This window comes from Variovorax sp. Varisp36, assembly GCF_047304235.1.
Lineage (GTDB): Bacteria > Pseudomonadota > Gammaproteobacteria > Burkholderiales > Burkholderiaceae_C > Variovorax.
This window is the reverse complement of the sequence record NZ_JBGLYU010000046.1, coordinates 23,949-50,943: the sequence shown is the minus strand read 5'-3', so window position 1 is coordinate 50,943 and position 26,995 is coordinate 23,949. Positions and strand designations below refer to the sequence as shown.

Annotated in this window: 27 protein-coding genes; 11 read left to right on the top strand and 16 right to left on the bottom strand. The window is 67.6% G+C overall.

The window, feature by feature from the left end; all coding sequences use genetic code 11:
* The first annotated feature begins 124 nt into the window (after positions 1-124).
* The 5 genes from ACCD11_RS22870 to ACCD11_RS22850 all read left to right on the top strand — a co-directional run bounded on the left by ACCD11_RS22870 (position 125) and on the right by ACCD11_RS22850 (position 5,388).
* Positions 125-946 (top strand): ABC transporter permease, encoded by an 822-nt coding sequence (locus ACCD11_RS22870; RefSeq protein ID WP_413315550.1) that lies wholly within the window; start codon positions 125-127, stop codon positions 944-946.
* A 13-nt stretch (positions 947-959) separates the two neighbouring features.
* Complete coding sequence (locus ACCD11_RS22865) at positions 960-1,760, top strand: ABC transporter permease (RefSeq protein ID WP_413315549.1); 801 nt, start codon at positions 960-962, stop codon at positions 1,758-1,760.
* Positions 1,750-2,811 (top strand): ABC transporter ATP-binding protein, encoded by a 1,062-nt coding sequence (locus ACCD11_RS22860; RefSeq protein ID WP_007838455.1) that lies wholly within the window; start codon positions 1,750-1,752, stop codon positions 2,809-2,811. Before ACCD11_RS22865 ends, ACCD11_RS22860 begins: the two co-directional genes overlap by 11 nt.
* The gene (locus ACCD11_RS22855; protein WP_007838454.1) at positions 2,808-3,662 is read left to right on the top strand and encodes a phosphodiesterase; all 855 of its coding nucleotides are present in this window, start codon (positions 2,808-2,810) and stop codon (positions 3,660-3,662) included. The genes ACCD11_RS22860 and ACCD11_RS22855 overlap by 4 nt, the downstream gene beginning before the upstream one ends.
* A 64-nt stretch (positions 3,663-3,726) precedes the next feature.
* The gene (locus tag ACCD11_RS22850; RefSeq protein WP_007838452.1) at positions 3,727-5,388 is read left to right on the top strand and encodes a Na/Pi cotransporter family protein; all 1,662 of its coding nucleotides are present in this window, start codon (positions 3,727-3,729) and stop codon (positions 5,386-5,388) included.
* Between the two features lie 6 nt (positions 5,389-5,394).
* Here the strand turns inward: ACCD11_RS22850 and ACCD11_RS22845 are convergent, their stop codons facing one another.
* The 3 genes from ACCD11_RS22845 to ACCD11_RS22835 all read right to left on the bottom strand — a co-directional run bounded on the left by ACCD11_RS22845 (position 5,395) and on the right by ACCD11_RS22835 (position 8,069).
* Positions 5,395-6,390, bottom strand: a complete 996-nt coding sequence (locus tag ACCD11_RS22845; protein ID WP_413315548.1) for a bile acid:sodium symporter family protein — start codon at positions 6,388-6,390, stop codon at positions 5,395-5,397.
* 180 nt (positions 6,391-6,570) lie between these two features.
* Entirely contained in the window at positions 6,571-6,972 is a 402-nt protein-coding gene (locus tag ACCD11_RS22840) for a response regulator (protein ID WP_413315547.1), read from the bottom strand.
* Between the two features lie 113 nt (positions 6,973-7,085).
* Positions 7,086-8,069 (bottom strand): quinone oxidoreductase family protein, encoded by a 984-nt coding sequence (locus tag ACCD11_RS22835; protein WP_042674383.1) that lies wholly within the window; start codon positions 8,067-8,069, stop codon positions 7,086-7,088.
* A 108-nt stretch (positions 8,070-8,177) separates the two neighbouring features.
* Here ACCD11_RS22835 and ACCD11_RS22830 point away from each other — a divergent pair, with 108 nt between their 5' ends.
* Positions 8,178-9,086, top strand: a complete 909-nt coding sequence (locus tag ACCD11_RS22830) for a DMT family transporter (RefSeq protein ID WP_413315551.1) — start codon at positions 8,178-8,180, stop codon at positions 9,084-9,086.
* 116 nt (positions 9,087-9,202) lie between these two features.
* Here ACCD11_RS22830 and ACCD11_RS22825 read toward each other — a convergent pair whose 3' ends face one another.
* Genes ACCD11_RS22825 through ACCD11_RS22810 form a run of 4 tightly spaced genes read right to left on the bottom strand, consistent with a single transcriptional unit; the run spans position 9,203 to position 13,593 of the window.
* Positions 9,203-9,997, bottom strand: a complete 795-nt coding sequence (locus ACCD11_RS22825; RefSeq protein WP_007835469.1) for an SDR family oxidoreductase — start codon at positions 9,995-9,997, stop codon at positions 9,203-9,205.
* Between the two features lie 10 nt (positions 9,998-10,007).
* Positions 10,008-10,970, bottom strand: coding sequence for a DMT family transporter (locus ACCD11_RS22820; protein WP_413315546.1), 963 nt, complete (start codon positions 10,968-10,970; stop codon positions 10,008-10,010).
* Positions 10,971-10,991: 21 nt separating this feature from the next.
* Positions 10,992-12,605: a gamma-glutamyltransferase family protein gene (locus tag ACCD11_RS22815; RefSeq protein WP_413315545.1), complete on the bottom strand. Its 1,614-nt coding sequence runs from the start codon at positions 12,603-12,605 to the stop codon at positions 10,992-10,994.
* A gap of 16 nt (positions 12,606-12,621) precedes the next feature.
* Positions 12,622-13,593 carry a Bug family tripartite tricarboxylate transporter substrate binding protein gene (locus ACCD11_RS22810; RefSeq protein WP_007835460.1) on the bottom strand — a complete coding sequence of 324 codons (972 nt, stop codon included), beginning with the start codon at positions 13,591-13,593 and terminating at the stop codon, positions 12,622-12,624.
* 95 nt (positions 13,594-13,688) lie between these two features.
* Between ACCD11_RS22810 and ACCD11_RS22805 the strand changes: the two genes are divergently transcribed.
* Positions 13,689-14,615: a LysR family transcriptional regulator gene (locus ACCD11_RS22805; RefSeq protein ID WP_007835458.1), complete on the top strand. Its 927-nt coding sequence runs from the start codon at positions 13,689-13,691 to the stop codon at positions 14,613-14,615.
* A gap of 135 nt (positions 14,616-14,750) precedes the next feature.
* On the opposite strand, the gene ACCD11_RS22800 is transcribed toward ACCD11_RS22805, so the two are convergent.
* The 7 genes from ACCD11_RS22800 to ACCD11_RS22770 all read right to left on the bottom strand — a co-directional run bounded on the left by ACCD11_RS22800 (position 14,751) and on the right by ACCD11_RS22770 (position 21,503).
* Positions 14,751-16,262, bottom strand: coding sequence for a tripartite tricarboxylate transporter permease (locus ACCD11_RS22800; RefSeq protein WP_413315544.1), 1,512 nt, complete (start codon positions 16,260-16,262; stop codon positions 14,751-14,753).
* A 19-nt stretch (positions 16,263-16,281) separates the two neighbouring features.
* Positions 16,282-16,770, bottom strand: coding sequence for a tripartite tricarboxylate transporter TctB family protein (locus ACCD11_RS22795; RefSeq protein WP_007837406.1), 489 nt, complete (start codon positions 16,768-16,770; stop codon positions 16,282-16,284).
* A gap of 126 nt (positions 16,771-16,896) precedes the next feature.
* Positions 16,897-18,693 carry a GspE/PulE family protein gene (locus ACCD11_RS22790; RefSeq protein WP_413315543.1) on the bottom strand — a complete coding sequence of 599 codons (1,797 nt, stop codon included), beginning with the start codon at positions 18,691-18,693 and terminating at the stop codon, positions 16,897-16,899.
* Complete coding sequence (locus ACCD11_RS22785) at positions 18,690-19,475, bottom strand: hypothetical protein (protein ID WP_056586306.1); 786 nt, start codon at positions 19,473-19,475, stop codon at positions 18,690-18,692. The genes ACCD11_RS22790 and ACCD11_RS22785 overlap by 4 nt, the downstream gene beginning before the upstream one ends.
* Positions 19,475-20,005, bottom strand: a complete 531-nt coding sequence (locus ACCD11_RS22780; protein ID WP_413315542.1) for a DNA-deoxyinosine glycosylase — start codon at positions 20,003-20,005, stop codon at positions 19,475-19,477. Before ACCD11_RS22780 ends, ACCD11_RS22785 begins: the two co-directional genes overlap by 1 nt.
* Before the next feature lie 91 nt (positions 20,006-20,096).
* Entirely contained in the window at positions 20,097-20,513 is a 417-nt protein-coding gene (locus tag ACCD11_RS22775) for a hypothetical protein (RefSeq protein WP_007837412.1), read from the bottom strand.
* 129 nt (positions 20,514-20,642) lie between these two features.
* Entirely contained in the window at positions 20,643-21,503 is an 861-nt protein-coding gene (locus ACCD11_RS22770; protein WP_413315541.1) for a TatD family hydrolase, read from the bottom strand.
* A gap of 87 nt (positions 21,504-21,590) precedes the next feature.
* Between ACCD11_RS22770 and ACCD11_RS22765 the strand changes: the two genes are divergently transcribed.
* From ACCD11_RS22765 to ACCD11_RS22750, 4 genes are read left to right on the top strand one after another with little or no spacing between them, the layout of a single operon-like run.
* A complete protein-coding gene (locus ACCD11_RS22765; RefSeq protein ID WP_413315540.1) occupies positions 21,591-22,601 on the top strand; it encodes a S1C family serine protease in 1,011 nt (336 codons plus the stop codon).
* Positions 22,602-22,626: 25 nt separating this feature from the next.
* Entirely contained in the window at positions 22,627-23,640 is a 1,014-nt protein-coding gene (locus tag ACCD11_RS22760) for an AAA family ATPase (protein WP_413315539.1), read from the top strand.
* Positions 23,621-24,610 (top strand): DUF58 domain-containing protein, encoded by a 990-nt coding sequence (locus ACCD11_RS22755; RefSeq protein ID WP_413315538.1) that lies wholly within the window; start codon positions 23,621-23,623, stop codon positions 24,608-24,610. The genes ACCD11_RS22760 and ACCD11_RS22755 overlap by 20 nt, the downstream gene beginning before the upstream one ends.
* Positions 24,607-25,644 (top strand): VWA domain-containing protein, encoded by a 1,038-nt coding sequence (locus ACCD11_RS22750; protein ID WP_413315537.1) that lies wholly within the window; start codon positions 24,607-24,609, stop codon positions 25,642-25,644. Before ACCD11_RS22755 ends, ACCD11_RS22750 begins: the two co-directional genes overlap by 4 nt.
* Here the strand turns inward: ACCD11_RS22750 and ACCD11_RS22745 are convergent.
* Both ACCD11_RS22745 and ACCD11_RS22740 read right to left on the bottom strand, forming a co-directional pair.
* Positions 25,628-26,269, bottom strand: coding sequence for a TetR/AcrR family transcriptional regulator (locus ACCD11_RS22745; protein WP_007837421.1), 642 nt, complete (start codon positions 26,267-26,269; stop codon positions 25,628-25,630). The two genes, ACCD11_RS22750 and ACCD11_RS22745, sit on opposite strands and share 17 nt — an antisense overlap.
* A 70-nt stretch (positions 26,270-26,339) precedes the next feature.
* Positions 26,340-26,942 carry a phenylacetic acid degradation protein PaaY gene (locus tag ACCD11_RS22740; RefSeq protein WP_413315536.1) on the bottom strand — a complete coding sequence of 201 codons (603 nt, stop codon included), beginning with the start codon at positions 26,940-26,942 and terminating at the stop codon, positions 26,340-26,342.
* Positions 26,943-26,995 lie beyond the last annotated feature (53 nt).

Sequence of the window (26,995 nt, the reverse complement as noted above, 5' to 3'; positions counted from 1 at the left end):
CCGCAGCGAAATAAAGGAGGAGCCGAAGGCGGGGGACATTCGCGGAGGGGAGTACCCGGTGGCCTGTGCACGCGCCCTGAACGTTCTGTCCCGCAACCCAAACAACCCACGATGAAGAACTGAGATGAAGTCCGACACCTCCTGGACCCCACGCTGGCGCCTGCTGGCCTGCGTGGCACCCGCGGCCGCCTTCTTCGCGGCCTTCTGGCTGCTGCCGGTCGTGCGTCTTCTCACGCTGCCCGCCGACAAGGGCTGGTCCACCTACTTCGCGGTGCTGACCGACGCGCGCTACCTCACGAGCATGGCCAACACCGTTGCGCTCTCGGTGGCCGTGACGCTGGCCACGCTGGTGCTGGGCGCGGCCGTGGGCATCTACCTCGCGCGCCATGCCTTCGTCGGCAAGCGCGTGCTGCTTTCGCTGCTCACGCTGCCGCTTTCGTTCCCGGGCGTGATCATCGGCTTCTTCGTGATCCTGCTCGGCGGGCGCCAAGGCGTGGTGGCCGACCTCAGCGACAGCCTGTTCGGCGAACGCATTACCTTCGCCTACGGCCTGCTCGGGCTGTTCCTCGCGTACCTGTACTTCTCGCTGCCGCGCGCCATCGCGACCTACGCGGCAGCTGCCGAATCGATGAACACGCAGCTCGAAGAAGCCGCGCGTTCACTCGGCGCCTCGCGGCTTCGCGTCGCGCGCGACGTGTGGATGCCCGAGCTTGCACCCACCACGCTGGCCTGCGGCGCCATCCTCTTCGCCACCTCGATGGGCGCCTTCGGCACGGCCTTCACGCTGGCCAGCAAGTTCGAGGTGATCCCGATCACCATCTACAACGAGTTCACCAACTATGCCAACTTCGCGCTTGCCGCGTCGCTGTCGATCTCGCTGGGCATCGTGACCTGGCTGGTGCTGTTCGTGGCGCGCCGCTTTGGCGCGAATCCCGTCGCACGCTGAGGGCCCACGCACCATGCGAACCAACACCCAGGCCAAGGCGCCCTTCCTGCTTGCCGTCACGGTCATCGTGAGCCTTTTCATGATCGCGCCGATGCTGCTGTCGGTGATGGCGGGCCTCGTCAACAACTACAGCATGGGCCTCAAGAGCGGCCTCACGCTGCGCTGGCTCGGCGAGGTGTGGGAGAACTACGGCGGCACCGTCGGCTGGTCGCTCGCGCTGGCCGTGGCCTGCGTCATCGGCACCGTGCTGCTGGGCGTGCCCTGTGCCTATGCGCTGGCACGCAGCCGCTCGCGCGTGGCGCGCATCTTCGAGGAGCTGCTGACGCTGCCGGTCGCGGTGCCGGGCCTTGCGACGGCGCTCGCGTTGATCCTTGCCTATGGCCAGCTCACTGCCTTCCGCCAGAGCTTCGCCTTCATCCTCGTGGGCCACATGGTGTTCACGCTGCCGTTCATGGTGCGCACCGTGAGCTCGGCCTTCCAGCGCGACGACCTGCTCGCGCTCGAGGAGGCCGCGCGCTCGCTGGGTGCAAACTTCCGCCAGCGATTCATGGGCATCCTCGTGCCCGCGGTGTTCCCGGCCATCGTGGCCGGCAGCCTGATGGTGTTCACGCTGTCGGTGGGCGAGTTCAACCTCACGTGGATGCTGCACACGCCGCTCACGCGCACGCTGCCCGTGGGCCTGGCCGACAGCTATGCCTCGATGCGCATCGAGATCGGATCGGCCTACACGCTGGTCTTCTTCGCCGTCATTCTTCCGGTGCTGTGGGCTCTGCAGTACCTTGCCAACCTGATGCAGAAACGCCATGGAACTTGAACGCATTCCCATCGACATCGCCAACTGTGCGAAGACCTACGCCGACGGCACGCGCGGCCTGCAGCCCACCGACTTGCAAGTGGAAGCCGGCGAAGTGCTGGCGCTGCTCGGCCCCTCGGGCTGCGGCAAGACCACGCTGCTGCGGCTGATCGCCGGCCTGGAATCGCCCGACGCGGGCAGCCGCATCGTGTTCGGCGGGCAGGACGTCACGCAGCGCCCGGTCGAGCACCGCGGTGTTGGCATGGTGTTCCAGAGCTATGCGCTCTTTCCGCAGATGACGGTCGCGGCCAACATCGGCTACGGGCTGCGCATTCGCGGCGTGGCGCCCGATGAAGAAAAGCGCAGCGTCGGCGAGCTGGTCGACCTCGTGCGCCTCGGCGGACTGGAGAACAAGCGCCCCGCCGAGCTTTCCGGCGGCCAGCGCCAGCGCGTGGCCCTGGCGCGCGCGGTGGCCGTGCGCCCGCGCGTGCTGCTGCTCGACGAGCCGCTGGCAGCGCTCGACGCCAAGCTCAAGGAGTCGCTGCGCGACGAACTGGCCGAGCTGCTGCGCCGCCTGCACATCACGGCCATCCACGTCACGCACGACCAGCAGGAGGCGCTGGCCATTGCCGACCGCCTCGCCGTGATGCGCGCCGGACGCATCGTGCAGGTGGGTCGCGGCGAAGACCTCTACCGTGCGCCCGCGCACCCCTTCGTCGCCGAGTTCCTCGGCCGGGTCAACCGGCTGGAACGCGAGGCCGACGCCATCGCACAAGGCGTTGTCCGACTCGGAGGGTCAGCCCTGCCCTGCCCGTCGGCGTGGCGGGGCCATGCGACGCTGCTCGTACGGCCCGAAGACATCGAGGTCGGTGCGCCCCTGCCAGGCTGGGGCGCCGCCACCGTCGAACGCCGTACCTTCCTCGGCGACCGCGTGCAGCTGCACCTGCGTGTTCAAGACCAGCCCGTGCTGATGGCCGACGTAGGGCGCGACAATCCGTTCGGACCGGGCGACGCGGTGGGCCTGCGCATCCACCCCGACCGCCTGATGACGTCGCAGGAGACCAGCGCATGACGACAACAGCAGAGAACACCTTCCTGGTCCAGCTGACCGACCTGCACATCCGCGAGCCGGGCCGGCTGGCCTATGGCCGCATCGACACCGCGCCGTACCTCGAGCGCGCCGTGCAGTCGGTGCTGGCGCTGCGCCAGCAGCCCGATGCCGTGGTCATCACCGGCGACCTGACCGACTTCGGCCGCGCCGCCGAATACGAACATCTGGCGCGGCTGCTGGCCCCGCTGACCATGCCGGTCTACCTGATGCCAGGCAACCACGACGACCGCGACCAGTTGCGCCGCAGCTTTCCCGGCCACGCCTATCTCGGCACGGGTGCCGACACCGACGGCTTCATCCAGTATTCGGTGCGCGTCGGCGACCTTCGCTTGCTCACGCTCGACACCTGCGTGCCCGGCGCCAGCCATGGCTCGCTGTGCGAGAAGCGCCTGGGTTGGCTCGAAGCGCAGCTGGACGCCTGCCGCGGCGAGCCCGTGGTGGTCGCCATGCACCACCCGCCCTTCGAAACGCTGATCGGCCACATGGACGAGATCGGCCTGCTGCAGGGCGCCGACGCGCTCGAGGCACTGCTCTCACGCCACCCGAACGTCGAACGCGTGATCTGCGGCCACCTGCACCGGGCCATCGACGTGCGCTTCGGCGGCACCATTGCCTCGACCTCTCCGGCTCCGGCCCATCAGGTCTGTCTCGACCTCGCACCCGACGCCGAATCGGCCTGGACACTGGAGCCGCCTTCTTTCAGGGTGCACGCCTGGTCCGCTCGCGGACGCCGGCTGGTCACCCACCTGGCGGCCTCCGGCAGCTTCGAAGGGCCATATCCTTTCCACGACAACGGAGCCCTGATCGACTGAAGCGCCCGCTTGTGGAAAATGGGGGCGAAACGAACCAAAACGAAAAGGACAGAACCCGCCCCCCATGAAGCATCTCCTGAATCTGCTGGCGGCCGTGGCCCTGCTGGTGTGGGGTACGCACCTGGTCCGCACCGGTGTGCTGCGTGTGTTTGGCGCCAACCTGCGCAAGATCCTCGTCCAGAGCATGCGCAACCGCTTCACGGCCGCCCTCTCGGGCATCGGCGTGACGGCGCTGGTGCAATCAAGCACCGCCACCTCGCTCATGACCTCGTCCTTCGTCGGGCAGGGCCTGGTCACGCTGCCGGCGGCGCTGGCGGTGATGCGGGGCGCAGACGTGGGCACGGCGCTGATCTCGGTGCTGTTCTCGGCGGACCTGTCCTGGCTCTCGCCGATGTTCATCTTCGTGGGCGTGGTGCTGTTCATCAGCCGCTCGGCCTCCATGGCGGGGCGCATCGGCCGCGTGCTGATCGGGCTCGGGCTGATGCTGCTGGCGCTGCAGCTGGTGGTGGAGGCTACCGAGCCGCTGTTCTCCTCGCCGGCCGTGCGCGCACTGCTCGCGTCGATCAGCAGCGACGTGCTGCTCGAGATCACCGTCGGCGCGGTGCTGGCCATCGTGGCCTATTCGAGCCTCGCGGTGGTGCTGCTGGTCGCGGCCATGGCCACGTCGAACGTGGTGCCGCTGGACGTAGCGCTCGGCCTGGTGCTCGGCGCCAACCTCGGCAGCGGCCTGCTGGCGGTGCTGACCACGGCCAAGTCGGCCGTGTCGGTACGGCAGGTGACGGTGGGCAACCTGCTGTTCAAGGCGCTGGGCGTGGCCATCGTCGCCCCCTTCATCGGACTGTGGATCCGCTACGTGCAGCCGGAGCTGCCGAACCAGACGCATGGCGTGGTGCTGTTCCACCTGGCGTTCAACGTGGTGATCAGCGTGGGGTTCATCGGCCTCACGCAATGGGTCGCCAGGCTGGTGACGCGCATCCTGCCGGTACCGCAACAGCCGGCCGGCACCACGCGGCCGCACCACCTCGATCCTTCGGCGCTGTCGACGCCGTCGCTCGCCATCTCCAATGCGGCGCGCGAAGCCCTGCACCAGGCCGACATCGTGGAGACCATGCTGATCGGCACGCTCGACGTGATCCGCCACAACGACCTGCGGCTGGCCCAGGAGCTGCGGCAGCTCGACGACACGGTGGACCAGCTGTACTCGGCCATCAAGTACTACATGACCCGCATCTCGCGCGAGGCGCTGGGCGAGGAGGAAAGCCGGCGCTGGACCGACATCATCAGCTTCACGATCAACATGGAACAGATCGGCGACATCATCGAGCGCGTAATCATCGATGTGGAAGACAAGAAGATCAAACCGCAGCGCAACTTCTCGCAGGCCGGCATGGCGGAGATCGTCGAGCTGCACGGGCGGCTGGTAGCCAACCTGCGGCTGAGCATGAGCGTGTTCCTGAACGGCAACGTGCGGGACGCGCAGAAGCTCCTGGAAGAGAAGGTGCGCTTTCGCGACCTGGAGCGGGCCTATGCGACGACCCACCTCGACCGGCTGTCGGACCGCACCACGCTGAGCATCGAGACGAGCTCGCTGCACATCGACCTGATCAGCGACCTGAAGCGCATCAACTCGCACATCTGCTCGATCGCGTATCCGATCCTGGAATCGGCCGGGGCGCTGGCGCCCAGCCGGCTCAGGGAATCGCGGCTCGGGAAGATCGAGGGGTAGCGCCTCTTACTCGGCGGTCTTCAACAGGGCCGCCTCGCGCCCGCGCCGCGCGTACCGCTGCGCCAGCACGGCGCACACCATGAGCTGCATCTGGTGGAACAGCATCAGCGGCAGCACGATCGCGCCCACCGCGTGAGAGGCGAACAGCACCTTGGCCATGGGTATCCCGCTGGCCAGGCTCTTCTTGGAGCCGCAGAACACGATCGTGATCTCGTCTTCCGTGTCGAAACCCAGCTTGCGCGCCAGCAGGGTCGTGAGGCTCAGCGCCAGCCCCAGCACCACCGCGCACACCACCAGCAGCCCGACCAGCGCATGGGCAGGCATCTGCTTCCACAGGCCCTCGATCACGGCCGCGCTGAACGCCGTGTAGACGACCAGCAGGATCGAGCCCTGGTCGACGAATTTCAGCACTGCGGCACGGCGCTGTATCCACTTGCCGATCCACGGCCGCAGCAGGTGCCCCAGCACGAACGGGGCCATCAGCTGCAGCAGGATGCGGCCGATCGAATCCAGCGACGAGCTCGCATGGCCACCATTCGGCAACACCACGAGGTTGACCAGCACCGGCGTGATGAACACGCCCAGCAGGGTGGACGCCGATGCGCTGCAGATGGCGGCGGGCATGTTGCCCCGCGCCATGGCCGTGAAGGCAATCGCCGATTGCACCGTGGCGGGCAGCACGCAGAGATAGAGCACGCCGGTGTAGAGCCCTGGCGTCACCAGTGGCGACAGCAGCGGCTTGAGCGCCAGCCCGAGCACGGGAAACAGCACGAAGGTGCTGCCGAACACCAGCAGGTGCAGCCGCCAGTGCATGAGGCCATTCATGATCGCCTCGCGCGACAGCTTGGCACCGTGCAGGAAGAACAGCAGGCCGATGGCAGCGCTCGTGAGCAGCTCGAAGAGATGCCCCAGCTTCCCGCTCGCGGGCAGCAGGCTGGCAAGGGTCACCACCGAGAGCAGCGCGAAGGTGAAGTTGTCGGGAAGGAAGCGGGAGCGGGACATGGATGGAACCTGGGCGCCGCACGCCGCAAGCGCGCAGGCCGACTCAGCAAGGGAATGTGTGATTTCCGCGCATGAATCTCGTCGCCACTTCGCGGAGCCCGGCGCGTGCTCCTCGCGCCCTGGGCGCAATTTTCGACGAAGCCCGGCATCGCTGCCGGCCGGCGAAAGAATGCCCCTGCCTCAGTGTGCGGCCGGTGAACTGAACTGCGCCTGACGGCGGCGCAGGCAATAGTCCATCAGGTCCTCGATCTCGGTGACCTTGTCGAAAACGGCATCGGCACCGAGCAGGGCGCATCTGCGCCGCATATCGGGCGTGGCGAAGTTGCTGAGCACCACGATCTTCTGCGCCGGCCCACGGTGACGGCACGCCTCGAGCACGCGAAAGCCTGTGCCGTCCTTCAGGAACAGGTCGACGATGGCCAGGTCCCATTCCGACAGGTTGCATGAAAGCCAGCGCGAGCCCTCCTCTTCCGACTCTACTTCGCCCACCGGATCGACCCGGGCGACCTCGCGCAGCGCGCCCATGAGGTTCTTGCGGATGGTGGGGTTGTCTTCCACGATGAAAGTGCGAACGGTGGTCATGAAGGCTTGCCTCTGCGCTGTGCTCACAGCCTACAAACTGCACCCGGCACAAGTCGAAGGCATGACACCGCACGCCGGGTAGGACAAGGCCGGCGCCCCCCGCGCCCGCGGATTCAGAGCGTCAGGATCGTGCAGCCGGTGGTCTTGCGCGCTTCCAGGTCGCGGTGCGCCTGCTGCACGTCGGCCAGTGCATAGCGCTGTCCGATCGGAATCTTCACCGCGCCGCTGCGCACCACCGCGAACAGGTCGTCGGCCATCGCCTGCGTGCTTTCGCGCGTGGCCATGTGCGTGAACAGCGTCGGCCGCGTCACGTAGAGCGAGCCCTTGGACGCCAGCGTGCCGAGGTTGATCGGAGGCACCGGGCCCGAGCCGTTGCCGAACACCGCCAGCAGGCCGAAGGGGCGCAGGCTGTCGATCGAGCCTTCGTAGGTGTCCTTGCCCACCGAGTCGTATGCCACCTTCACGCCCTTGCCGCCCGTGATCTCCTTCACGCGCGCCGCGAAGTTTTCGGTGCTGTAGTTGATGGCATGCGCCGCGCCATGTTCGAGCGCGAGCTTGCACTTGGCGTCGCTGCCGGCCGTGCCGATGAGCTGCAGGCCCAGCGCCCTGGCCCACTGGCAGGCGATCAGCCCGACGCCGCCGGCCGCCGCGTGGAACAGGATGAAATCACCGGCCTGCAGGCCTTCGGCCGGCAGCGTCTTCTTCAGCAGGTACTGCGTGGTCAGGCCCTTGAGCATCATGGCCGCACCGGTCTCGAAGGAGATGTCGTCGGGCAGCTTGCACACGCACTTGGCGGGCATCACGCGCAACTCGCAGTAGGCGCCGGGCGGCGGGCTGGCATAGGCTGCGCGGTCGCCAGGCTTCAGGTGCGTCACGCCCTCGCCCACCGCCTCGACGATGCCCGAGGCTTCCATGCCCAGCTGCAGCGGCATCTGGAACGGGTAGAGCCCGCTGCGCTGGTAGGTGTCGATGAAGTTCAGGCCCACGGCCTTGTGGCGGATGCGGATCTCGCCGGGGCCGGGTTCGCCGACTTCCACGTCGACGATCTTCAGTTCTTCGGGGCCGCCATGGCGGTCGATACGGACGGCTTTGCTCATCATCGTTGCAGTCTCCACGCACAGGAAAAGAAGAGGGAGGGGAATCCTGCCATGTTTGGGTTTCCCGTGGCGGCGCGGGACATCAATGCCCGGGTAGAGTCGGCCGCCATGCAGACACAGCACCGGCGCCTTGCCCCCTCCACCGTCCTCCTGCTTGTCGTTCCTCCGCTGCTCTGGGCCGGCAATGCCGTGGTCGGCCGGCTGGTGCGAGAACTGGTTTCGCCGCTCACGCTGAACTTCGTGCGCTGGGTCGTCGCGTTCGCGCTCCTGCTGCCGCTGGCCACACCGGTGCTGCGTCGCGGCAGCCCGGTGTGGGCGCACTGGAAGCGCTACGCCGTGCTCGGGCTGCTCGGCATCGGCCTGTACAACGCCTTCCAGTACCTCGCTCTGCAGACCTCCACGCCCATCAACGTCACGCTGGTCGGCTCCAGCCTGCCGCTGTGGATGCTCGCGGTGGGCACGCTGTTCTTCGGCGCACGCGTCAGCACCCGCGAGATCTTCGGCGCGCTGCTGTCGATGGCGGGCGTGCTGCTGGTGCTCAGCCGCGGCGAGTGGCGGCAGCTGCTCGGTCTGCGGCTGGTGCCGGGCGACCTCTACATGATCCTGGGCACCATCGCCTGGGCCTTCTACAGCTGGCTGCTGGCACGCACGAACGAGCCCAGGGCCCTGCGGCAGGACTGGGCCGCGTTCCTGATGGCACAGCTGGTGTTCGGCCTCGCGTGGTCGGGCGCGCTGGCCGCCGGCGAATGGACGATGACGCCCGCCCACATCGACCTGGGCTGGCCGCTCGCTGCCGCGATGCTGTTCATCGGCATCGGCCCCGCGGTGGTGGCCTACCGTTGCTGGGGCACCGGCGTGCAGCGCGCGGGTCCGCAGGCGGCGAGCATCTTCCTGAACCTCACGCCGCTGTTCGCGGCAGTGCTTTCGGCAGCCTTCCTGCGCGAGCCGCCGCACTGGTACCACGGCGCGGCGTTCCTGCTGATCGTGGCCGGGATCGCGGTGTCGTCACGGCGCTGATTCAACAACGCCCTCTTCAAGCGAACACCGCGGAACCGGCTTTGCCGGGCCGCTGGTGTTGCCCCCGGTAGGGGGTGGGAGTAGCGACACGAAGTGCGCGAAGCCTGGGGGCGAGCTCAATACGTGCCCGGGTAGGCCCCACCGTCGGCCAGCACGTTCTGGCCGGTCATGTAGCCGGCCTGCATGCTGCAGAGAAAGGCACAGATGGCGCCGAACTCGGCCGGCGTGCCGAAGCGCCTGGCCGGGATGTTCTTCTTGCGGGCTTCCCACACGGTGTCGAAGTCCTGGCCCGACTTCTGCGCGGCGCCGGCCATCGTGCCCTTGAGGCGGTCGGTGTCGAACGAGCCCGGCAGCAGGTTGTTGATGGTCACGCCCTGCGCCGCGATGGGCGTGCGCGCCACGCCGGCCACGAAGCCGGTGAGGCCGCTGCGCGCGCCGTTCGACAGGCCGAGGATGTCGATGGGCGACTTCACCGAGCTCGACGTGATGTTGACGATGCGCCCAAAGCCGCGCTTGGCCATGCCATCGACCGTGGCCTTGATGAGCTCGATCGGCGTCAGCATGTTCGCGTCGACCGCCTTGATCCAGGCCTCGCGGTCCCAGTTGCGAAAGTCGCCCGGCGGCGGGCCGCCCGCGTTGGTGACGACGATGTCGAAGTCGTGGCCGAGTGCGAACACCGCCGCGCGGCCGGCTTCGGTCGTGATGTCGGCCGCCACGTGCTTGACGAACGCAGCGCCCGATGCACCCGCCGCTTCGGCCAGCTTCTTCGCCGCCGCTTCCAGTGCCTCGGCACCGCGTGCCACGATCACCACGTTGACGCCTTCGCGCACCAGCGCTTCGGCGCAGCCGTAGCCGAGGCCCTTGCTCGCGCCGCATACCAGCGCGGTCTTGCCTGCGATACCCAGATCCATGTTGTCGCTCCTATCGTGCAGGGGCTTCGCGCCCCTTGCGTGTGAAAACGAAGATGCCCGCGATCACGAGCACCGTGCCGGCCGCGATCCACGCGGTGAACGGCTCGCCGAGTATGACCACCCCCATGATGATGGTCGACAGCGGCCCGATCATGCCGGTTTGCGCGGCCACCGCAGGGCCGATGCGCTCGATGGCCATCATCACCATGAGGACGGGCACCGCCGTGCACAGCGTGGCGTTGAGCACCGACAGCCAGATCACCTCGGGCGCCACCTGCATCGCCGCGCTCATCGGCCGCGTCAGCACGAACTGCAGGATGCACAGCAGGCAAGCCACGGTGGTCGCCAGGCCCACGAGCCTGAGCGACCCGAGGCGCTTGACGAACTCGCCGCTGTAGATCAGATAGCCCGCATAGCTCACCGCGCTCAGGAAGACCAGGAATGCGCCCCAGGCCGCCGCGCCGCCGCCCTTGCCGCCACCGCCGGTCCAGAGTTCGTGGCCGAACACCAGCAGCACGCCGGCATAGCTCACGAGCATGCCCAGCACCTGCTGTCGCGTCGGATGGCGCCGGTACAGCAGCCAGCCGAAGAACAGCACCAGCGTGGGGTTGAGATACAGGATCAGCCGCTCGAAGCCGGCCGAGATGTAGGCCAGCCCGGCAAAGTCGAGAAAGCTCGCGAGGTAGTAGCCCGAGAAACCGAGCCCGATCACGCCGATCCAGTCGCGGCCGGTGAGCGCCGGCTTGCCACGCCCCGCCCACCACGCCATGAGCGCGAACAGCGGCAGCGCGAACAGCATGCGCAGCATGATGAGCGTCACGGCGTCCACGCCGTAGCGGTACGCGAGCTTGACGATGATGGCCTTGCCGCTGAATGCGATGGCGCCCAGTGTGGCGAGGATCAGGCCGGACGCAACGCCTTTCCTTGCGCCCTGGTGAGGGGGAATGCCGATCGATGCGGCTGTCTTGTTCATTCCCCGATCATCCCTTGATCCTCAGTAGCCTGCAGCGAGGCCGTCGCGGCGCGGGTCGCTGGCGGCCACGTAGCCTTCGACCGACGGCTCGCCCGCGCGCCAGATGAACTGGCCGGCGCCGAAGTCCTGGTACGAATCGTCGATGACGTCGAGGTGGTGGCCCAGGTCGCGCAGGCCCTGCACCGTGGCCGGGTTCATCGCGGCCTCGACGTTGATCTCGAGCCCCGCGTTGAAGCGCCAGCGCGGCGCATCGCACGCGGCCTGCGGGTTCTGCCCGTAGTCGAGCATGCGCACCAGCGTCTGCATGTGGCCCTGCGGCTGCATGTTGCCGCCCATCACGCCGAAGCTCATCACCGGCTGGCCGTCCTTCGTGAGGAAGGCCGGGATGATGGTGTGGAACGGCCGCTTGCCCGGTGCCACCACGTTCGGGCTCTCGGCCTTCAGGCTGAAGCCGTGGCCGCGGTTCTGCAGGCTGATGCCGTACCCGGGCTCCACGCAGCCCGAGCCGAAGCCCATGTAATTGCTCTGGATGAAGCTCACCATCATGCCGCGCTCGTCCGCTGCGGTGAGGTAGATGGTGCCGCCCTTCACGGGGTTGCCGGCCTTGAAGTCCTGCGCCTTTTTCACGTCGATGAGTCTCGCACGCGATGCGAGGTAGGCGTCATCGAGCATTTGCGCGGGGGTCACCGTCATCGACGATGGCTCCGACACGTAGCGATACACGTCGGCGAAGGCCAGCTTCATGGCCTCGATCTGCAGATGCTGCGAGGCGACCGAATCGACCGGCAGCGAGGCGATGTCGAACTTCTCGAGGATGCCCAGCGCAATCAACGCGGCAATGCCCTGGCCGTTGGGCGGAATCTCGTGCAGCGTGTGGCCGCGGTAGTCGCGCGAGATCGGCTTGACCCACTCGGGCTGGTAGGCCGCGAGATCGGCCACGGTGAGCGCGCCGCCCTGCTCCTTCGAGAACTTCGCGAGCGCCTCGGCGATCTCGCCGTTGTAGTAGGCCTCGCCCTTGGTGCGGGCAATGGCCTTCAGCGCCCGCGCAGCGGCCGTGAAGCGGAACAGCTCGCCGATCGCGGGCGCCCGGCCCCATGGCAGGAAGGTCTGTGCAAAGCCCGGCTGCGAACCCAGCAGCGGCGTGGCCGCGGCCCACTTGCCCTGCACCACTGGCGGCACGAGGTAGCCGCGCTCGGCGATGTCGATGGCCGGGGCCAGCAGGTCGGCGAACGGCAGCTTGCCGAAGCGATCGCTCAGCGCGACCCAGCCGCGCACCGCGCCCGGCACCGTGACCGAGTCGATGCCGCGCATCGGCGGCGTCGTGGCGTCGGCGCCGTACTTGGCCTTGAAGTATTCGGGCGTCCAGGCTTTGGGCGCGGGGCCCGAGGCGTTCAGGCCGTGCAGTTCCTTGCCGTCCCACAGGATGCAGAAGGCATCGCTGCCCAGGCCGTTGCTCACCGGCTCGACCAGCGTCATCACGGCGGCGGTGGCAATAGCCGCATCGACCGCGTTGCCGCCCTGCTGCAGGATGCGCAGCCCAGCCTGCGAGGCCAGCGGGTGCGATGTCGATACCACGTTGCGCGCAAAGATCGGGATGCGGGTGGAGAGGTACGGATTGTTGAAGTCGAAGTTCATGTCGGTGTGCCTTGCCTTATTCGTTGGTGATCTTGCGGTCGACCACGATCTTTTTCCACTTGGCGGCGTCTGCTGCCACCATCTTCGCGAATTGCTCGGGCGTGCCCGGCGTCGCGGACTCGATGCCCAGGCGTGCGAGCTTTTCCTTCACCTCGGGGTCGGCCAGCGCCTCGTTGGCGGCCTTGTTGATTTTCGCGACGATGTCCACCGGCAGGTTCTTCGGACCATAGAAGCCGAACCACGTGTTCGACTCGTAGCCGGGCAGCGTATCGGCGATGGGTGGCAGCTCGGGCGCCAGCGGGCTGCGCTTGAGCGAGGTGACGCCCAGCGCGCGCAGGCGGCCGTCGCGCACGTGCGGCATGCCGGTGGGCAGCGAATCGAACAGCACGTCGACCTTGCCGCTGATCAGGTCGGGGATCGCCAGCGCCGTGCCCTTGTAGGGAATGTGCGTGACGAACACGCCGGCCTGCGCCTTGAACAGCTCCGCCGTGAGCTGCACGATGGTGCCGTTGCCGCTCGACGCGTAGTTGAGCTTGCCGGGGTTCTTCTTCGCGTAATCGATCCACTCGCGCACCGTCTTCGCGGGCGAATTGACCGGCACCAGCATGATGCTGGCGGCATCGCCCACGTGCGCGATGGGCGTGAAGTCTCGCACCGTGTCGTAGGGCAGCTTGCTGACGGCCGGGCCGATCGAGTGCGTGCTGGTGGTGGCCAGCAGGATCGTGTAGCCGTCGGGCGCGGCCTTGGCGGCCTGGTCGGAGCCGATGGCGCCGCCCGCGCCGGGCTTGTTGTCGACCACCAGCGTGGTGCCGAGCTTGTCGCCCATCTTCTGACCCAGCGTGCGGGCGAAGAGGTCGGTGGCGCCGGCCGCCGGGAACGGCACGATCAGGCGGATCGGCTTGTTCGGGTAGCCCTGCGCGAGGCTGGCGGACGAGGTGGCCACGCCGAGCGCAACGGCAAGCGCCTGGAGGAACTGGAGGCGTTTCATGTGCGGAATTTGTGCCTGTGAACGAGAAGTGGATGCTATGCAGCAGTGGCGCATCAAGCCAGATAATTCCGCTTATTCAACTATGAACACTGCTTATGACAAGAAGCACCGCGGAAGAGATCTCGCTGCAGCAGCTGCGGGCGCTGGCGGCGGTGGCCGAGACGGGCAGCTTCACGCTCGCGGCCGAGGCATTGCAGCTCACGCAGCCCGCCATCAGCCACCTGATCAAGCGGCTGGAAGAAGAGCTGGCGCAGCCGCTGGTGGTGCGCGGGCGCCGCATCCGCATGACCAACGCGGGCCAGATGATGGTCGACACGGCGGTGCGGGCGCTTCGGCTGATCGATGAATCCGTGGGCGCCTGCCGCTCGCAGTCGCAGCTGCGCGAAGGCCGCATCGTGCTCGCGGTGGGCCATCTCACGGCCGGCGCCCTGCTGCCGCCGCTGCTCGGGCGCTTTTCGCAGAAGCACCCGACGCTCGCGACCACGCTGCTCGACAGCACGGCAGAGCAAATGATCTCGCGCATCCTCTCGCAGGAGGCCGACCTGGGCTTCGGCTCGGACATCGGCCAGAAGCATTCGGAGCTGGCGACCGAGCCGCTGTTCTCGGACCGCATGGCCCTGTTCGTGCGCGAAGACCATCCGCTGGCGCAGCACGCGGTGGTCGATGCCAAGCACCTGGAGGGACTGCCGTTCATCCACGTCAACCCCGACGCCAACGTGTGGCGCGCCGTGAGCCGCCAGCTCGCAAGCATGGCCAACGTGTACCCGCGCGTGGTGCATCACGTGTCGATGCTGTCGACGGCGTTCGGCCTCATCCAGTCAGGCGCGGGGGTGGCGCTGCTGCCGCGCTACGTGGAGGTGCTGATGCCGGGCAACCTGCGCGCCGTGGGCGTGACGCGGCCTGCGCTGGAGTACCCGGTGGTCGCCGTGCGGTTGGCCAAGCATCCGCTGAGCCCGGCGGGGATGGCCTTCCTCGCGATGGCGCGACAGCACATGAAGCCGCCACGGGCGAGCAGACCGTAGGACATGACCTGAGTTTTTGATCGGCGAGCACCAGCAGCGAGCCCTGCGCAGGCGCCCCGAAGCGATGCACACAGAAATGAAAAACGGCGCTCGAAGCGCCGTTCTTTCTGAAGTCCCGCGAGGGAACTCTGTCCGTCACTCCTCGACGAAAGCTTCCTCGCGCTTGGACTTGACTGCAGGCAGCAGCACGATGACAAGCAGCAATGCAGCCGCAGCCAACAGGCTCGCCGAGATCGGGCGCGTCACGAACACGCTCCAGTCGCCACGCGACAGCAGCAGCGAACGGCGCAGGTTCTCTTCCATCATCGGCCCCAGGATGAAGCCCAGCAGCAGCGGCGCAGGCTCGCAGCCCAGCTTGAAGAAGCTGTAGCCCACCAGGCCGAAGATGCCCACCATCCAGATGTCGAAGGTGTTGTTGTTGGTCGAGTACACGCCGATCGCGCAGAACAGCACGATCGCCGGGAACAGGAACTTGTAGGGCACCGACAGGAGCTTGATCCACATGCCGATCAGCGGCAGGTTCAGGATGATCAGCATCGCGTTGCCGATCCACATCGAGGCGATCAGGCCCCAGAACAGCTCGGGGTTGCTGGTCATCACCTGCGGGCCGGGCTGGATGTTGTGGATCGTCATCGCACCCACCATCAGCGCCATCACCGCGTTGGGCGGAATGCCCAGCGTCAGCAGCGGGATGAAGGAGGTCTGCGCGCCGGCGTTGTTGGCCGACTCGGGAGCCGCCACGCCGCGGATGTTGCCCTTGCCGAAGGGCACTTCGCCCGGCTTCAGCTTGGTCTTCTTCTCGATCGTGTAGGCCGCGAAGGCTGCCAGCAGCGCGCCGCCGCCGGGCAGGATGCCCAGTGCCGCGCCCAGCGCCGTGCCGCGAAGCACTGCGGGCAGCATGCGCTTGAAGTCTTCCTTGGTCGGGAACAGGCCCGAGACCTTGGCGGTGAACACTTCACGCTCGTCGTCGGGGCGCGAGAGGTTGGCAATGATTTCGCCGTAGCCGAACACGCCCATGGCGATGGCCACGAAGCCGATGCCGTCGGTGAGCTCCGGGATGTCGAAGCTGTAGCGCGCCACGCCCGAGTTCACGTCGGTGCCGACCAGGCCGAGCAGCAGGCCCAGCACGATCATCGCGATGGCCTTGAGCAGCGAGCCCGAAGCCAGCACCACCGCGCCGATCAGGCCCAGGATCATCAGCGAGAAGTATTCGGCCGGGCCGAACTTGAAGGCCAGCTCGGTCAGCGGCGGTGCGAAGGCGGCCAGGATCAGCGTGCCGACGCAACCCGCGAAGAACGAACCCAGGCCCGCCGCGGCGAGCGCCGGGCCCGCACGGCCCTTGCGCGCCATCTGGTAGCCGTCGATCACGGTCACCACCGACGAGGATTCACCCGGCAGGTTGACCAGGATCGCAGTGGTGGAGCCGCCGTATTGCGCGCCGTAGTAGATGCCGGCCAGCATGATCAGCGCCGACACGGGCGGCAGCGCGTACGTGGCGGGCAGCAGCATCGCGATGGTCGCGACCGGGCCGATACCCGGGAGCACGCCGATCAGCGTGCCCAGGATGCAGCCGATCAGGCAGTACAGCAGGTTGGTGAAGGTAAAGGCAACGCCAAAACCCATCGAGAGGTGTTCAACCAATTCCATGATGTGAGCAGCTTTCTTCTCAGCCGGTGATGAAGGTCGGCCAGACCTGGATCTGGAGCTTCAGCGCCCAGATGAATGCGACATAGCTGCCAATGGCCAGCACGGTGGCCAGGATCAGCACGCTGGGCAGCTTGAACTCATGGCCCGCAAGGCTGGAGATGATCACCAGCGCGTAGATGGCGATGATCATGCCCATGGCGGGGACGCCGATGCTCGGCAGGCCGCCGAGCAGGATGCCGAACGCGAGGTTGGCGCCCAGGATGAACACCACCTGCTTCCAGGCCCACTTGCCGATCTTCTCGCCGTCGGTGGTTTCAACGGTGAGCCCGCTGAACATGATCCCGAGGCCGATGAGGGCCATCAGGATGCCGAGCATCAACGGGAAATAACCCGGACCCATGCGGGCTCCGCTGCCCACGGTGTAGGTGGTGGCGCCCCATGCGAACGCCACACCCACCACCGTGAACATCAGGCCCGAGAAAAAGTCTTTCTGACTCTTGATCTTCACGAACAGTCTCCTCGAACAAATTTCGATGCGGGATTGTCGAGTCAGCTTCCGGTCAGCCTGATGTGGATTCCACTAACAAAAGGCCTAGGGATAACCCGAAAGGACTCAGGGTCCTGGGGCGGAAGACTATTCCAGTGGCGGCGTGGCGCTCAGCACTTCCTCGATGGTGGTCACGCCCTCGGCCACGCGCAGCGCGCCGGCCAGCCGCAGCGGGCGCATGCCGTCGATCACGGCCTGGCGGCGCAGCCCGGCGAGGTTGGGCTCCTTGGTCACGTTGCCCTTGAACGCCTCGCTGATGCTCAGCAGTTCGTAGAGGCCCATGCGCCCCATGTACCCGGTCATGCGGCAATCGACGCAGCCCACGGGCTTGTACGCGCGCACCGAGCCCGTGATCTGCCACGGCTTGACGATGGCTTCGAGCTTCTCGCGCGTGACGCTGTCGTCGGGCTGCTTGCAGTTGGGGCACAGCGTGCGCACCAGCCGCTGCGCGAGCACGCCCAGCATTACCGCGTTGATGAGGTACGAGGGCACGCCCAGCTCCATCAGCCGCGTGATGGCGCTCGGCGCATCGTTGGTGTGCAGCGTGCTGAACACGAGGTGGCCGGTGAGCGCGGCCTGCACCGCCATCTCGGCGGTGGCGAGGTCGCGGATTTCGCCGACCATGATGATGTCCGGGTCCTGCCGCATCAGCGCGCGCAGGCCTTCGGTGAAGCCGAAGTCGAGCTGCGGCTGCACCTGCGTCTGGTTGAACGAGGGCTCGATCATTTCGATCGGGTCTTCCACCGTGCTCACGTTGACCTCTTCGGTCGCCACGCGCTTCAACGTGGAGTACAGCGTGGTGGTCTTGCCCGAGCCCGTGGGCCCGGTCACCAGGATGATGCCGTTGGGCCGCGTGACGAGCTGCTCCCAGCGCTGGGCGTCGTGCTGCGCGAAGCCCAGTGCGTCGAGGTCCTTCACGGCGGTGTCGGGGTCGAAGATCCGCATCACCATCTTCTCGCCGAAGGCCGTCGGCAGGGTCGACAGGCGCATTTCGATTTCGTCGCCGCGCATGTTGCGGGTCTTGATGCGGCCATCGAGCGGGCGGCGCTTTTCCACCACGTCCATGCGGCCCAGCAGCTTGATGCGCGCGACCATCGCGTTCATCACGCCCATCGGCATCTGGTAGGCCGGATGCAGGATGCCGTCGATGCGAAAGCGGATCACGCCCTGCTCGCGGCGCGGCTCCAGGTGGATGTCGCTCGCGCGCTGATCGAAGGCGTACTGCCACAGCCAGTCGACCACCTGCACCACGCTCTGGTCGTTGGCGTCGAGCTGCTTGTTGCTCTTGCCGAGCTCCACCAGTTGCTCGAAGCTCGCGCCGCCGGTGTTGCCGCCGGCCTTCTGCGCGGCGCGCACCGACTTCGCGAGCGCGAAGAACTCGGCCGTGTAGCGCTGGATGTCGGCCGGGTTGGCGACCACGCGGCGCACCGCGCGGCGCGACTGGCGCTCGACCTCGGCGATCCAGTCGGTGAGAAAGGGCTCGGCCGTGGCCACCACCACCTCGCTGGGCAGCACCTGCACCGGCAGCACCTTGTGGCGCTCGGCATACGCAGCGCTCATGGTGTCGGCCACCTTGCCTACGTCGACCTTGAGCGGATCGATGCGCAGGTACGTGAGCCCGGCGCGGCCCGCGAGCCATTGCGTGAGCATTTCTAGATCGAGCGGCTTGCCGTCGCCCTCGCGCGTCATGGCCACGTTGGCCAGCCGCACCAGCGGCGCCTGCCGGCTTTCGGCCTGGGCGCAGCGCGCGATGGTTCGCTTGGCCTCCATGGGCGAGATCACGCCGTCGGCAGCCAGCCATTCGATCAGGCGGCGCAGGTCGAGCGGGCCTTCGTGGCGGGCGGCCAGTGGGGCGGGAGCAGAAACAGCGGGAACAACGCTCATGAGCCGGCAGGTCGGGTAAGTGAAATATTCAGGGGCTTGAAGACCCGCAGCCATTTCGGCGCGGGCAAGCTCCAGCGAGTCTGGATCGTTTGGGCGCGCTCGGCAAGCGCCTCGCGCTTCGGGCGGCTCGGCGTGCGCTGCGCGAGCACCACCGTGTTGCCTTCGCGCGTCGGCCTGAACGCCCAGACGGCATCGGCACCGAAGGCCCCGGCGATTTTTTCGAGGCTGCGCTCATAGCTCGACGAGCGGCCGAAGAGGTTGACCGTCATGCAGCCGTCCTCGGTGAGCAGCGCGCGGCAGTCGGCATAGAAGTCTTCGCTGTCGAGCACGGGTGCAGCGGCCTCGTGGTCGTACAGGTCGACTTGCAGCGCATCGACCGTGCCGTGCCATTCGGGCTTGCGGATCTCGGCGGCCGCATCGGCGATCACCACGCGCAGCTTCGGGTCGTCCGGCGGCAGCTTGAACCAGCCGCGGCAGGCCGACACCACCTGCGGATTGAGCTCGATCGCGGTGGTGCGCATGCGCAGGATCTTGCGGCTGAACTTGGTGAGCGTGGCCGCGCCCAGGCCGAGCTGCATCGCGTGGCGGCTGGCCACGGTCTTGCTGTCGGCGAACAGCAGCCAGGCCATCATGCGCTGCACGTATTCGAGTTCGATCTCGAAGGGCGCGTCCAGCTTCATCGAGCCCTGGACCCATTCGGTGCCCAGGTGCAGGTAGCGGATGTCGCCCCAGTCGGAGAAATTGACTTCGGGAAGAACGGCGGGAATTTTGCTGGATGCCATCAGACGAGTTGGTGGGCGGCGAAGACCTCGCGCCAGGCCGCGAGCTTGCGCTCGAAGCTCCACGACGCGTTGGCGGGACTGGTGGAAGGCAGCGGATAGACCGGCACGCCGAGGGTGCGCGTGTGCCGTGCGTGCTTGAAGCTCTCGCCGCCGTTGTGCGCGATGGCCGCGAGCTTTGGCAGGTGCAGCCCGGCGATGTCGTTCGCCACGGGCGCGCGGATGGCCGAATCGAGGCTGCCCTCGCGCTCGCAGGCGCCGTACACGTCCCACACGCCCAGGCCGCGGTCGAGCAGCCACCGGCAGCGCTGCGCGTAGCTGTCTATGTCCGACGGCAAAGGGACTTCGGGCCAGACGGCTTGCAAGATCTTCCAGAACTGGTTTTGGGGGTGTGCATAGTACTGCTGCCGCTCGAGCGACTTGACCCCGGGGAAGCTGCCGAGGATCAGCACGACGGTGGCGGGCGACACGATGGGCGCGAGTCCCGTGAGCAACGTGCTCGCGGCGGTAGCGGATGCGGCGTGTGGATTCATGGGCGGCAATCGTGCCACCGTCCCGCGCGCACTTGCACCGCCCATGAAAAAACCCGCCGAAGCGGGTTTTTTCGCGAAGGCCGAAGCAGGCTTACTTCTTGGCGGCTTCGTTCTCTGCCGTGCCGGGGATCTTCTCGCCGATGGCCTTGCCGGTGCTGCGCATGCCGTCGGCCGCCTTGTGGCCGGCGTTCTCGACGGCTTCGCCGGTCTTGGCGGCTGCCTTCTTGGTGGCGTTGGTGGCCTTCTTGGTCGTGCGCTTGGTGGCCTTCCAGGCCTTCTTGGTGCCGCTCTCGGTGGCCGCGACAGCCTTCTTGGTCGTGCGCTTGGTGGCGTCGACGGCTTCCTTGCCGGTTTCCTTCATCTTCTCGGTGGTGGTGGGCTCGGCCGGGGCCACAGCGGGGGCCGGCGCGGCTGCAGGCGCGGTGGTCTGGGCCACGGCCGACACACCGATGGAGGCGAGTGCCAGTGCGAGGACGACGGGCATGGTGCGAACGAAAGACGTGCTCATGTAAAGCTCCTTGTTGGATGAAGTTTTGAGTGACTGACTTGCCACTGAACCAGCAACGAACTGGTGGCGCTCGAGGATGACAGCAAATCCGCGGCATCTGCCCGCATGCAGGCAGGACGGGGCATTGGCCTACGCCGGGTGCGGCGGGCGCGCCGACATGGCCATGAGATTTTCCAGACGCGGCAGCGCTTCGAGCGCATTCCGGGTGGTGGCTGCGGCCAGCTCGTCAAGGCCGATGCCGCGCAGGCCGGCCACCACTTCGGCGATGCGCGGCAGCTCGGCCGGCTCGTTGCGGCCCTGCGGCTCGCCGGCATCTCGCTGGGCCTGTGTGCGGTACAGCCAGTGCGGCTGGATGTCGGGCGCATCGGTTTCCATCACGATGGATCCAAGCGGCAAAGTGGTGGCCAGCCGCCGCAGCTGCAGCGCGCGTTCGAAGGTCACCGCGCCGCCGAAGCCGAGCTTCAACCCGAGCTCGATGCACGCATGCGCCTGCTGCTCGCTGCCGTTGAAGGCATGCGCAATGCCCTGCCACGGCTTGCCGGCTGCCGTCTGCCGCAGGTGCTTGAGCACCTTGTCGACCGAGCGCCGAACATGGATCAGCACGGGTAACCCGTGCCTGCGTGCCAGTTGCAACTGAGTGTGAAAAAACCGCTCCTGCTTCTCGCCGTCGAGCCCCTCGACGAAGTAGTCGAGCCCGACCTCGCCGACCGCCACCAGCCGCGGGTCGCCGCGCTGCGCGGCCAGCTCGGCATCGAGGGTTTCGAGGTCTTCGTCCTTCGCCTCCCCGGTGCACAGCGGGTGAATGCCCAGCGCGTAGGCATCGCCCTGCGCATGGGCCAGTTCACGCACAGCTGCGAAGTTGAAGGCGGCCACCGCCGGGATCACGCACATCGCCACGCCCCGCGCGGAGGCGCGGGCGCGCAGGACGGGCATCTCGGCACCGAATTCAGGCGCATCCAGGTGGCAGTGGGTATCGACGAAGGTAGCCATCGCGCGATGATGCCCGATGGGATGCGCAGGCGTGGAAAGCGTGCTACTGTGAACTCCTTCACGCGACTTTTTGCCGGAGGTGCTCCGATGCGCAGGCCAGGTGTCTACAGCCATTCGCCCCGCACGCTGCCACCGGCCGCAGACGAGGCGGCCGAACGGGCAGGGGCGCCAGCCTCGCCCGAAGCGGTCGGCGCGGGCCCTGCGCTGCAAGCCGCCCCCGCAAAGAAGACCGGCTGGCAACCCGGCCGCCGCAGCTTCGCGATGCTGGTCGTGCTGTCGGCCGCGCTGGTCACCGGCGCTGCGCTGTGGGTCCCGCGCCCGGGCGCCAAGGCTCTCACGCAGAAAGACATCGACGCGGCCGTGCTGCGCACGCTGCAGACCAACACCCTGCCCTCGCCGGCCGCCAAGGCCGCGGACATCATCCGGCCCTCGGTGGTGCGGGTCGTGAGCTACGGCGAAGAAAAGAACACGCCCGAAGCCAAGATCCAGAAGCGCGGGCGCAACCTCGCCAAGGGCAAGCCGCCCGAAGCCCCCAGCGATGGCGGCACGCCCGGCGAGGTCGAGCGCGGCGTGGGCACGGGCGTGGTGATCGTCGACAAGGGCGTGATCCTGACCAACCTGCACGTGGTCGCGGGCGCCGACAAGATCAAGGTCACCTTCTTCGACGGCCTGGAGGCTGTGGCCACCATCACCGGCGTGCAGCCCGAGAACGACCTTGCCGTGCTGCAGGCGCAGAAGATTCCCGACGACCTGATCCCCGCCACCATGCGCTCGACCGCCGACCTGCGGCCCGGCGACCAGGTGGCGGCCGTGGGCTTTCCGTTCGGCATCGGGCCCTCCGTGTCGGCCGGCGTGGTGTCGGGCCTGAAGCGCTCGTTCCGCTCGCCCGAGGGCAAGCAGGAGCTGGGCAACCTGATCCAGTTCGACGCGGCCGCCAACCCCGGCAATTCGGGCGGGCCGCTGATCAACATGGACGGCGAGGTGCTCGGCATCGTCACCGCCATCCTCAACCCGACACAGCAGCGCACCTTCATCGGCATCGGCTTCGCGGTGCCCATCGAGAACGCCGCGTCCGCCGCGGGTTCGCCGCCGTTCTGACGATTCTTTTTCGAAAGTCCTTCGCATGAGCACAGAGACCGTCAATCCCACGCCCGCCGGCACCGCCGAACTGATGGAGCAGATCCTCTACGAGGTGAAGCGCGTGGTCGTGGGCCAGGACCGCTTTCTCGAGCGCGTGATGGTCGCCATGCTCGCGGGCGGGCATCTGCTGGTCGAGGGCGTGCCGGGCCTGGCGAAGACGCTCACCGTCAAGACGCTGGCCGACACCGTGCGCGGCCAGTTCAAGCGCATCCAGTTCACGCCCGACCTCGTGCCCGCCGACCTCGTGGGCACGCGCATCTACAACCAGAAGACGGGCGAGTTCAGCACCTCGCTGGGCCCGGTGTTCGCCAACCTGCTGCTGGCCGACGAAATCAACCGCGCGCCGGCCAAGGTGCAGAGCGCGCTGCTCGAGGTGATGCAGGAACGCCAGGTCACCATCGCCGGCGAGACGCACAAGGTGCCGCGCCCCTTCCTCGTGATGGCCACGCAGAACCCCATCGAGACCGAGGGCACCTACCCGCTGCCCGAGGCGCAGGTCGACCGCTTCATGATGAAGGTGCTGGTCGACTACCCGAGCGACGAGGAAGAGTTCGTCATCGTCCAGCGCGTGATCGGCCCGCCTGTCAACGCCACGCCGGTCGCCACCACCGAGCAGCTCGCGGCGCTGCAGGCCGAGGCGCGGCGCGTGTATGTCGACCCCTCGCTGATCCAGTACGCAGTGAAGCTGGTGTCGGCCACGCGCACGCCCGAGAAGCATGGCCTGAAGGACCTGCGCCGCTTCATCACCTTCGGTGCCAGCCCGCGCGCCAGCATCAGCCTGACCGAGGGCGCGCGCGCCCTGGCGCTGCTGCGCGGCCGCAGCTATGCGCTGCCGGAAGACATGACGGCGCTGGTGCCCGACGTGCTGCGCCACCGCGTGACGCTTTCCTACGAAGGCCTGTCCGAGGGCCTGACGCCCGACGGCTTGGTCGAGAAGATCATGCGCGCAGTCCCCGCTCCTCCCAAGCCGCTCGAACATGAAAAGCTGGTGGCGTAAGGCCCCCGCGGCCGCGAACGACGAACGGCTCGCCGCAGAAGCCGGTGGGGCCGAGCGCGCGCTGCGCCGGCTCGAATGGACTGTCATTCGCCGCCTCGACGGCCTGCTGCAGGGCGACTACCGCACGCTGATGCGCGGCACCGGCCTCGACCTGGCCGACCTGCGCGAGTACCAGCACCACGACGACGTGCGCCACATCGACTGGAACGTCACGGCGCGGCTGCAGACGCCGCATGTGCGCGTGTTCACCGAAGACCGCGAGATGGCTGCGTGGTTCGTGCTCGACCTGAGCCGCTCGGTCGATTTCGGCTCGGGCCTGAAGGCCAAGCGCGAGGTCTCGGCGGGTTTCGTCGGCGTGCTGGCGCGGCTGCTCACGCGGCACGGCAACCGGGTGGGCGCGCTGGTCTACGGCAGCGATCTCGAAGCGGTGATTCCGCCGCGCACCGGACGGCGCCACGTGCTGCACCTGCTGCACGCGATGGAGAAGCGCGCTGAAAAGGCCGAGGCCGTGCCCACGCAGAAAGGCATGACGCGCCTGGCCGACCTGCTCAAGTCGGCCGCCACGCTGATGCCGCGCCGCTCCACCGTGTTCGTGGTGTCCGACTTCCTGAGCGAGCCCGGCTGGGAGCGCCCGCTCGGCCAGCTGGTGCAGCGCCACGAGGTGATCGCAGTGCGCCTGTTCGACCCGCTCGAACTCGAACTGCCCGACCTCGGCCTGGTGCCGCTGCGCGACGCCGAGACCGGCGAGCAGCTGTGGGTCGACACCCACGACGCGGGCTTTCGCAAGCGCTTCGCGCGCCTGGCGTCGGAACGTGAAACCGCACTGCGCGAGGCACTGGCCAGGGCCGGCGTCGACGCACTCGAACTCTCGACCAATGACGACCTGGTGGAAGCCATCGTTCGTTTCGCCGATCTGCGCAAGCGCCGCGCGCGCATCGGCCCGGCAGGCATGAAGGCGGTGGCAGCATGACTTTTCTCTGGCCTCAATTCCTCTGGCTGCTGGCGGCCCTGCCGCTGCTGATCCTGCTCTACCTCTGGCTGCTGCGCCGCAAGAAGAAGCTGGCGGTGCGCTATGCGAGCCTGTCGATCGTGCGCGAGGCCATTGGCGCCGGGCAGAGCATGCGGCGGCATCTGCCGCCCGCGCTGTTCCTGCTGGCCATGGCCGCGATGCTGGTGGCCGCGGCGCGTCCCATGGCCGTGGTGGTGCTGCCGTCGAACCAGCAGACGATCATCCTGGCGATGGACGTGTCGGGCAGCATGCGCGCGGCCGACGTGCAGCCCAACCGGCTCGTGGCGGCGCAGGAGGCGGCCAAGAGCTTCATCAAGGACCTGCCGCGCAGTGTGAAGGTGGGCATCGTCGCCTTCGCGGGCAGCGCGCAGGTGGCACAGCTGCCCACCACCAACCACGAGGACTTGGTGACCGCCATCGACAGCTTCCAGCTGCAGCGCGCCACCGCCACGGGCAATGCCATCGTGGTGTCGCTGGCCACGCTGTTCCCCGACGCGGGCATCGACGTCGAGCAGTTCAGCGCGCCGAGCCGCCAGCGCGGTGCGGCCATCGACCAGTCGGAGAAGAAGCTCAAGGACTTCACGCCCGTGGCGCCGGGCTCTTTCACCTCGGCCGCGATCATCATGCTGACCGACGGGCAGCGCACCACCGGCGTCGACCCGCTCGACGCGGCCAAGGCCGCGGCCGACCGCGGCGTGCGCATCTACACGGTGGGCGTGGGCACGGTCGACGGCGAGACCATCGGCTTCGAGGGCTGGTCGATGCGCGTGCGGCTCGACGAGGAGACGCTCAAGGCCATCGCCAACAAGACGAACGCCGAGTACTTCTACGCCGGCACGGCGAACGACCTGAAGAAGGTCTACGAGACGCTGAGCTCCAAGCTCACCGTGGAGAAGAAGGAAACCGAGATCTCGGCACTGTTCGCGCTGGGCGCCGCGGTGCTCACGCTGCTGTCTGCGGGGCTGTCGCTGCTCTGGTTCAACCGGATTCTCTAGGCCCGCGCGGCATGGCCGCCGGCGCATCGGGCGACTTGACCGCGCCGATACCTCCCAGGAACAGGTCGGCCACGATCGGCGCGATGGCCGCGTGGTCGAGCCGGCCATCGGGTTTCATCCAGGTGAACATCCAGTTGATCATGCCGAACAGCAGCATGGTCAGCGGCTTGGCGAGGTCGTCGCTCGGTGCGCCGGGGCGCAGCGCAGACACGGCGCGCGCAAAGCCCGCGACCACCTCGCGCTCCTTGTCGAGCACGCGCTCGCGGTCGGCCTCTTCGAGAAAGCGCACGTCGTCGGTCAGCACGCGGTGCGCGTCCTGCGCGCCGGCATATTCCTCGACGATGCGGTAGATGAAGCGGCGCAGGCGCTGCTCGTCGGTGTGCGTCGACGCCTCTTCCTCGGCCACCAGCGCCGCCAGCTTGGAGACGTGCGTCTCCGCGATGCTGATCAGCAGGCTGCTCTTGTCCTTGTAGTAGTGATAGAGCGTCGCCTTCGAGAGCCCGCAGGCCTCGGCCACCTGGTTCATCGAGGTGGCGGGATAGCCGCTGCGTGCGAACAGCTGGGCGGCCTGCGCGAGGATCAGTTCACGCTGGTCGTCGTAGGTGGCGGATCTTCCACGCGGCATCGGTTCTTGTTCCTGGGTTGGACGGTTGTGTTGAGGGCAACGGGCGATCTTGCACGAAGCGCGAACCGGATCAGCCCCGCTTCGTGGCGATGAGCGAGCGCACCTCGGTGGCCGGCAGGCGCGGGCGGTGCGGTTCCACCTGCGCGAGCGGCGCCACTTCATGCAGGCTCGCGAGGCTGCGCACCGTGAGCGCCTGGTAGGTCTGCGTGCCCTCGAGTTTCCAGGCGATCTCGTCCTCGCTCAATTCGCGCTTCACCTTCGCCGGAATGCCCGCGACCAGCGAGCGTGCCGGCACCTTCATGCCGGCCGGCACGAAGGCGCAGGCCGCGACGATGGCCTTCTCGCCGATCTCGGCCTCGTCCATTACCACCGCGTTCATCCCCACCAGCGCGTCGCGCCGCACGATGCAGCTGTGCAGGATCGCACCGTGGCCGATGTGGCCGTTGACCTCGATCACCGTGTCGTTGTCGGGAAAGCCGTGCACGCAGCAGTGGTCCTGCACGTTCGAGCCCTCTTCCAGCACGATGCGGCCGAAGTCGCCGCGCAGGCTGGCGCAGGGACCCACATAGCAGTTCGGGCCGACGATCACGTCACCGATCAGCACGGCCGTGGGGTGCACGTACGCGCTCGGGTCGACGACGGGAATCACGCCGTCGATGGAATAGCTGGGCATTGGGTCGGACTCCTTTTTTCCGTGACTCAGGGTTTGCCCTGAACCAACCCCGC

What these genes read in the sequence shown, in the direction of transcription:
- ACCD11_RS22870 (WP_413315550.1), top strand. Translation starts at nt 125, where the DNA reads ATGAAGTCCGACACCTCCTGGACCCCACGCTGGCGCCTGCTGGCCTGC.
- ACCD11_RS22865 (WP_413315549.1), top strand. Translation starts at nt 960, where the DNA reads ATGCGAACCAACACCCAGGCCAAGGCGCCCTTCCTGCTTGCCGTCACG.
- ACCD11_RS22860 (WP_007838455.1), top strand. Translation starts at nt 1,750, where the DNA reads ATGGAACTTGAACGCATTCCCATCGACATCGCCAACTGTGCGAAGACC.
- ACCD11_RS22855 (WP_007838454.1), top strand. Translation starts at nt 2,808, where the DNA reads ATGACGACAACAGCAGAGAACACCTTCCTGGTCCAGCTGACCGACCTG.
- ACCD11_RS22850 (WP_007838452.1), top strand. Translation starts at nt 3,727, where the DNA reads ATGAAGCATCTCCTGAATCTGCTGGCGGCCGTGGCCCTGCTGGTGTGG.
- ACCD11_RS22845 (WP_413315548.1), bottom strand. Translation starts at nt 6,390, where the DNA reads ATGTCCCGCTCCCGCTTCCTTCCCGACAACTTCACCTTCGCGCTGCTC.
- ACCD11_RS22840 (WP_413315547.1), bottom strand. Translation starts at nt 6,972, where the DNA reads ATGACCACCGTTCGCACTTTCATCGTGGAAGACAACCCCACCATCCGC.
- ACCD11_RS22835 (WP_042674383.1), bottom strand. Translation starts at nt 8,069, where the DNA reads ATGAGCAAAGCCGTCCGTATCGACCGCCATGGCGGCCCCGAAGAACTG.
- ACCD11_RS22830 (WP_413315551.1), top strand. Translation starts at nt 8,178, where the DNA reads ATGCAGACACAGCACCGGCGCCTTGCCCCCTCCACCGTCCTCCTGCTT.
- ACCD11_RS22825 (WP_007835469.1), bottom strand. Translation starts at nt 9,997, where the DNA reads ATGGATCTGGGTATCGCAGGCAAGACCGCGCTGGTATGCGGCGCGAGC.
- ACCD11_RS22820 (WP_413315546.1), bottom strand. Translation starts at nt 10,970, where the DNA reads ATGAACAAGACAGCCGCATCGATCGGCATTCCCCCTCACCAGGGCGCA.
- ACCD11_RS22815 (WP_413315545.1), bottom strand. Translation starts at nt 12,605, where the DNA reads ATGAACTTCGACTTCAACAATCCGTACCTCTCCACCCGCATCCCGATC.
- ACCD11_RS22810 (WP_007835460.1), bottom strand. Translation starts at nt 13,593, where the DNA reads ATGAAACGCCTCCAGTTCCTCCAGGCGCTTGCCGTTGCGCTCGGCGTG.
- ACCD11_RS22805 (WP_007835458.1), top strand. Translation starts at nt 13,689, where the DNA reads ATGACAAGAAGCACCGCGGAAGAGATCTCGCTGCAGCAGCTGCGGGCG.
- ACCD11_RS22800 (WP_413315544.1), bottom strand. Translation starts at nt 16,262, where the DNA reads ATGGAATTGGTTGAACACCTCTCGATGGGTTTTGGCGTTGCCTTTACC.
- ACCD11_RS22790 (WP_413315543.1), bottom strand. Translation starts at nt 18,693, where the DNA reads ATGAGCGTTGTTCCCGCTGTTTCTGCTCCCGCCCCACTGGCCGCCCGC.
- ACCD11_RS22785 (WP_056586306.1), bottom strand. Translation starts at nt 19,475, where the DNA reads ATGGCATCCAGCAAAATTCCCGCCGTTCTTCCCGAAGTCAATTTCTCC.
- ACCD11_RS22780 (WP_413315542.1), bottom strand. Translation starts at nt 20,005, where the DNA reads ATGAATCCACACGCCGCATCCGCTACCGCCGCGAGCACGTTGCTCACG.
- ACCD11_RS22775 (WP_007837412.1), bottom strand. Translation starts at nt 20,513, where the DNA reads ATGAGCACGTCTTTCGTTCGCACCATGCCCGTCGTCCTCGCACTGGCA.
- ACCD11_RS22770 (WP_413315541.1), bottom strand. Translation starts at nt 21,503, where the DNA reads ATGGCTACCTTCGTCGATACCCACTGCCACCTGGATGCGCCTGAATTC.
- ACCD11_RS22765 (WP_413315540.1), top strand. Translation starts at nt 21,591, where the DNA reads ATGCGCAGGCCAGGTGTCTACAGCCATTCGCCCCGCACGCTGCCACCG.
- ACCD11_RS22760 (WP_413315539.1), top strand. Translation starts at nt 22,627, where the DNA reads ATGAGCACAGAGACCGTCAATCCCACGCCCGCCGGCACCGCCGAACTG.
- ACCD11_RS22755 (WP_413315538.1), top strand. Translation starts at nt 23,621, where the DNA reads ATGAAAAGCTGGTGGCGTAAGGCCCCCGCGGCCGCGAACGACGAACGG.
- ACCD11_RS22750 (WP_413315537.1), top strand. Translation starts at nt 24,607, where the DNA reads ATGACTTTTCTCTGGCCTCAATTCCTCTGGCTGCTGGCGGCCCTGCCG.
- ACCD11_RS22745 (WP_007837421.1), bottom strand. Translation starts at nt 26,269, where the DNA reads ATGCCGCGTGGAAGATCCGCCACCTACGACGACCAGCGTGAACTGATC.
- ACCD11_RS22740 (WP_413315536.1), bottom strand. Translation starts at nt 26,942, where the DNA reads ATGCCCAGCTATTCCATCGACGGCGTGATTCCCGTCGTCGACCCGAGC.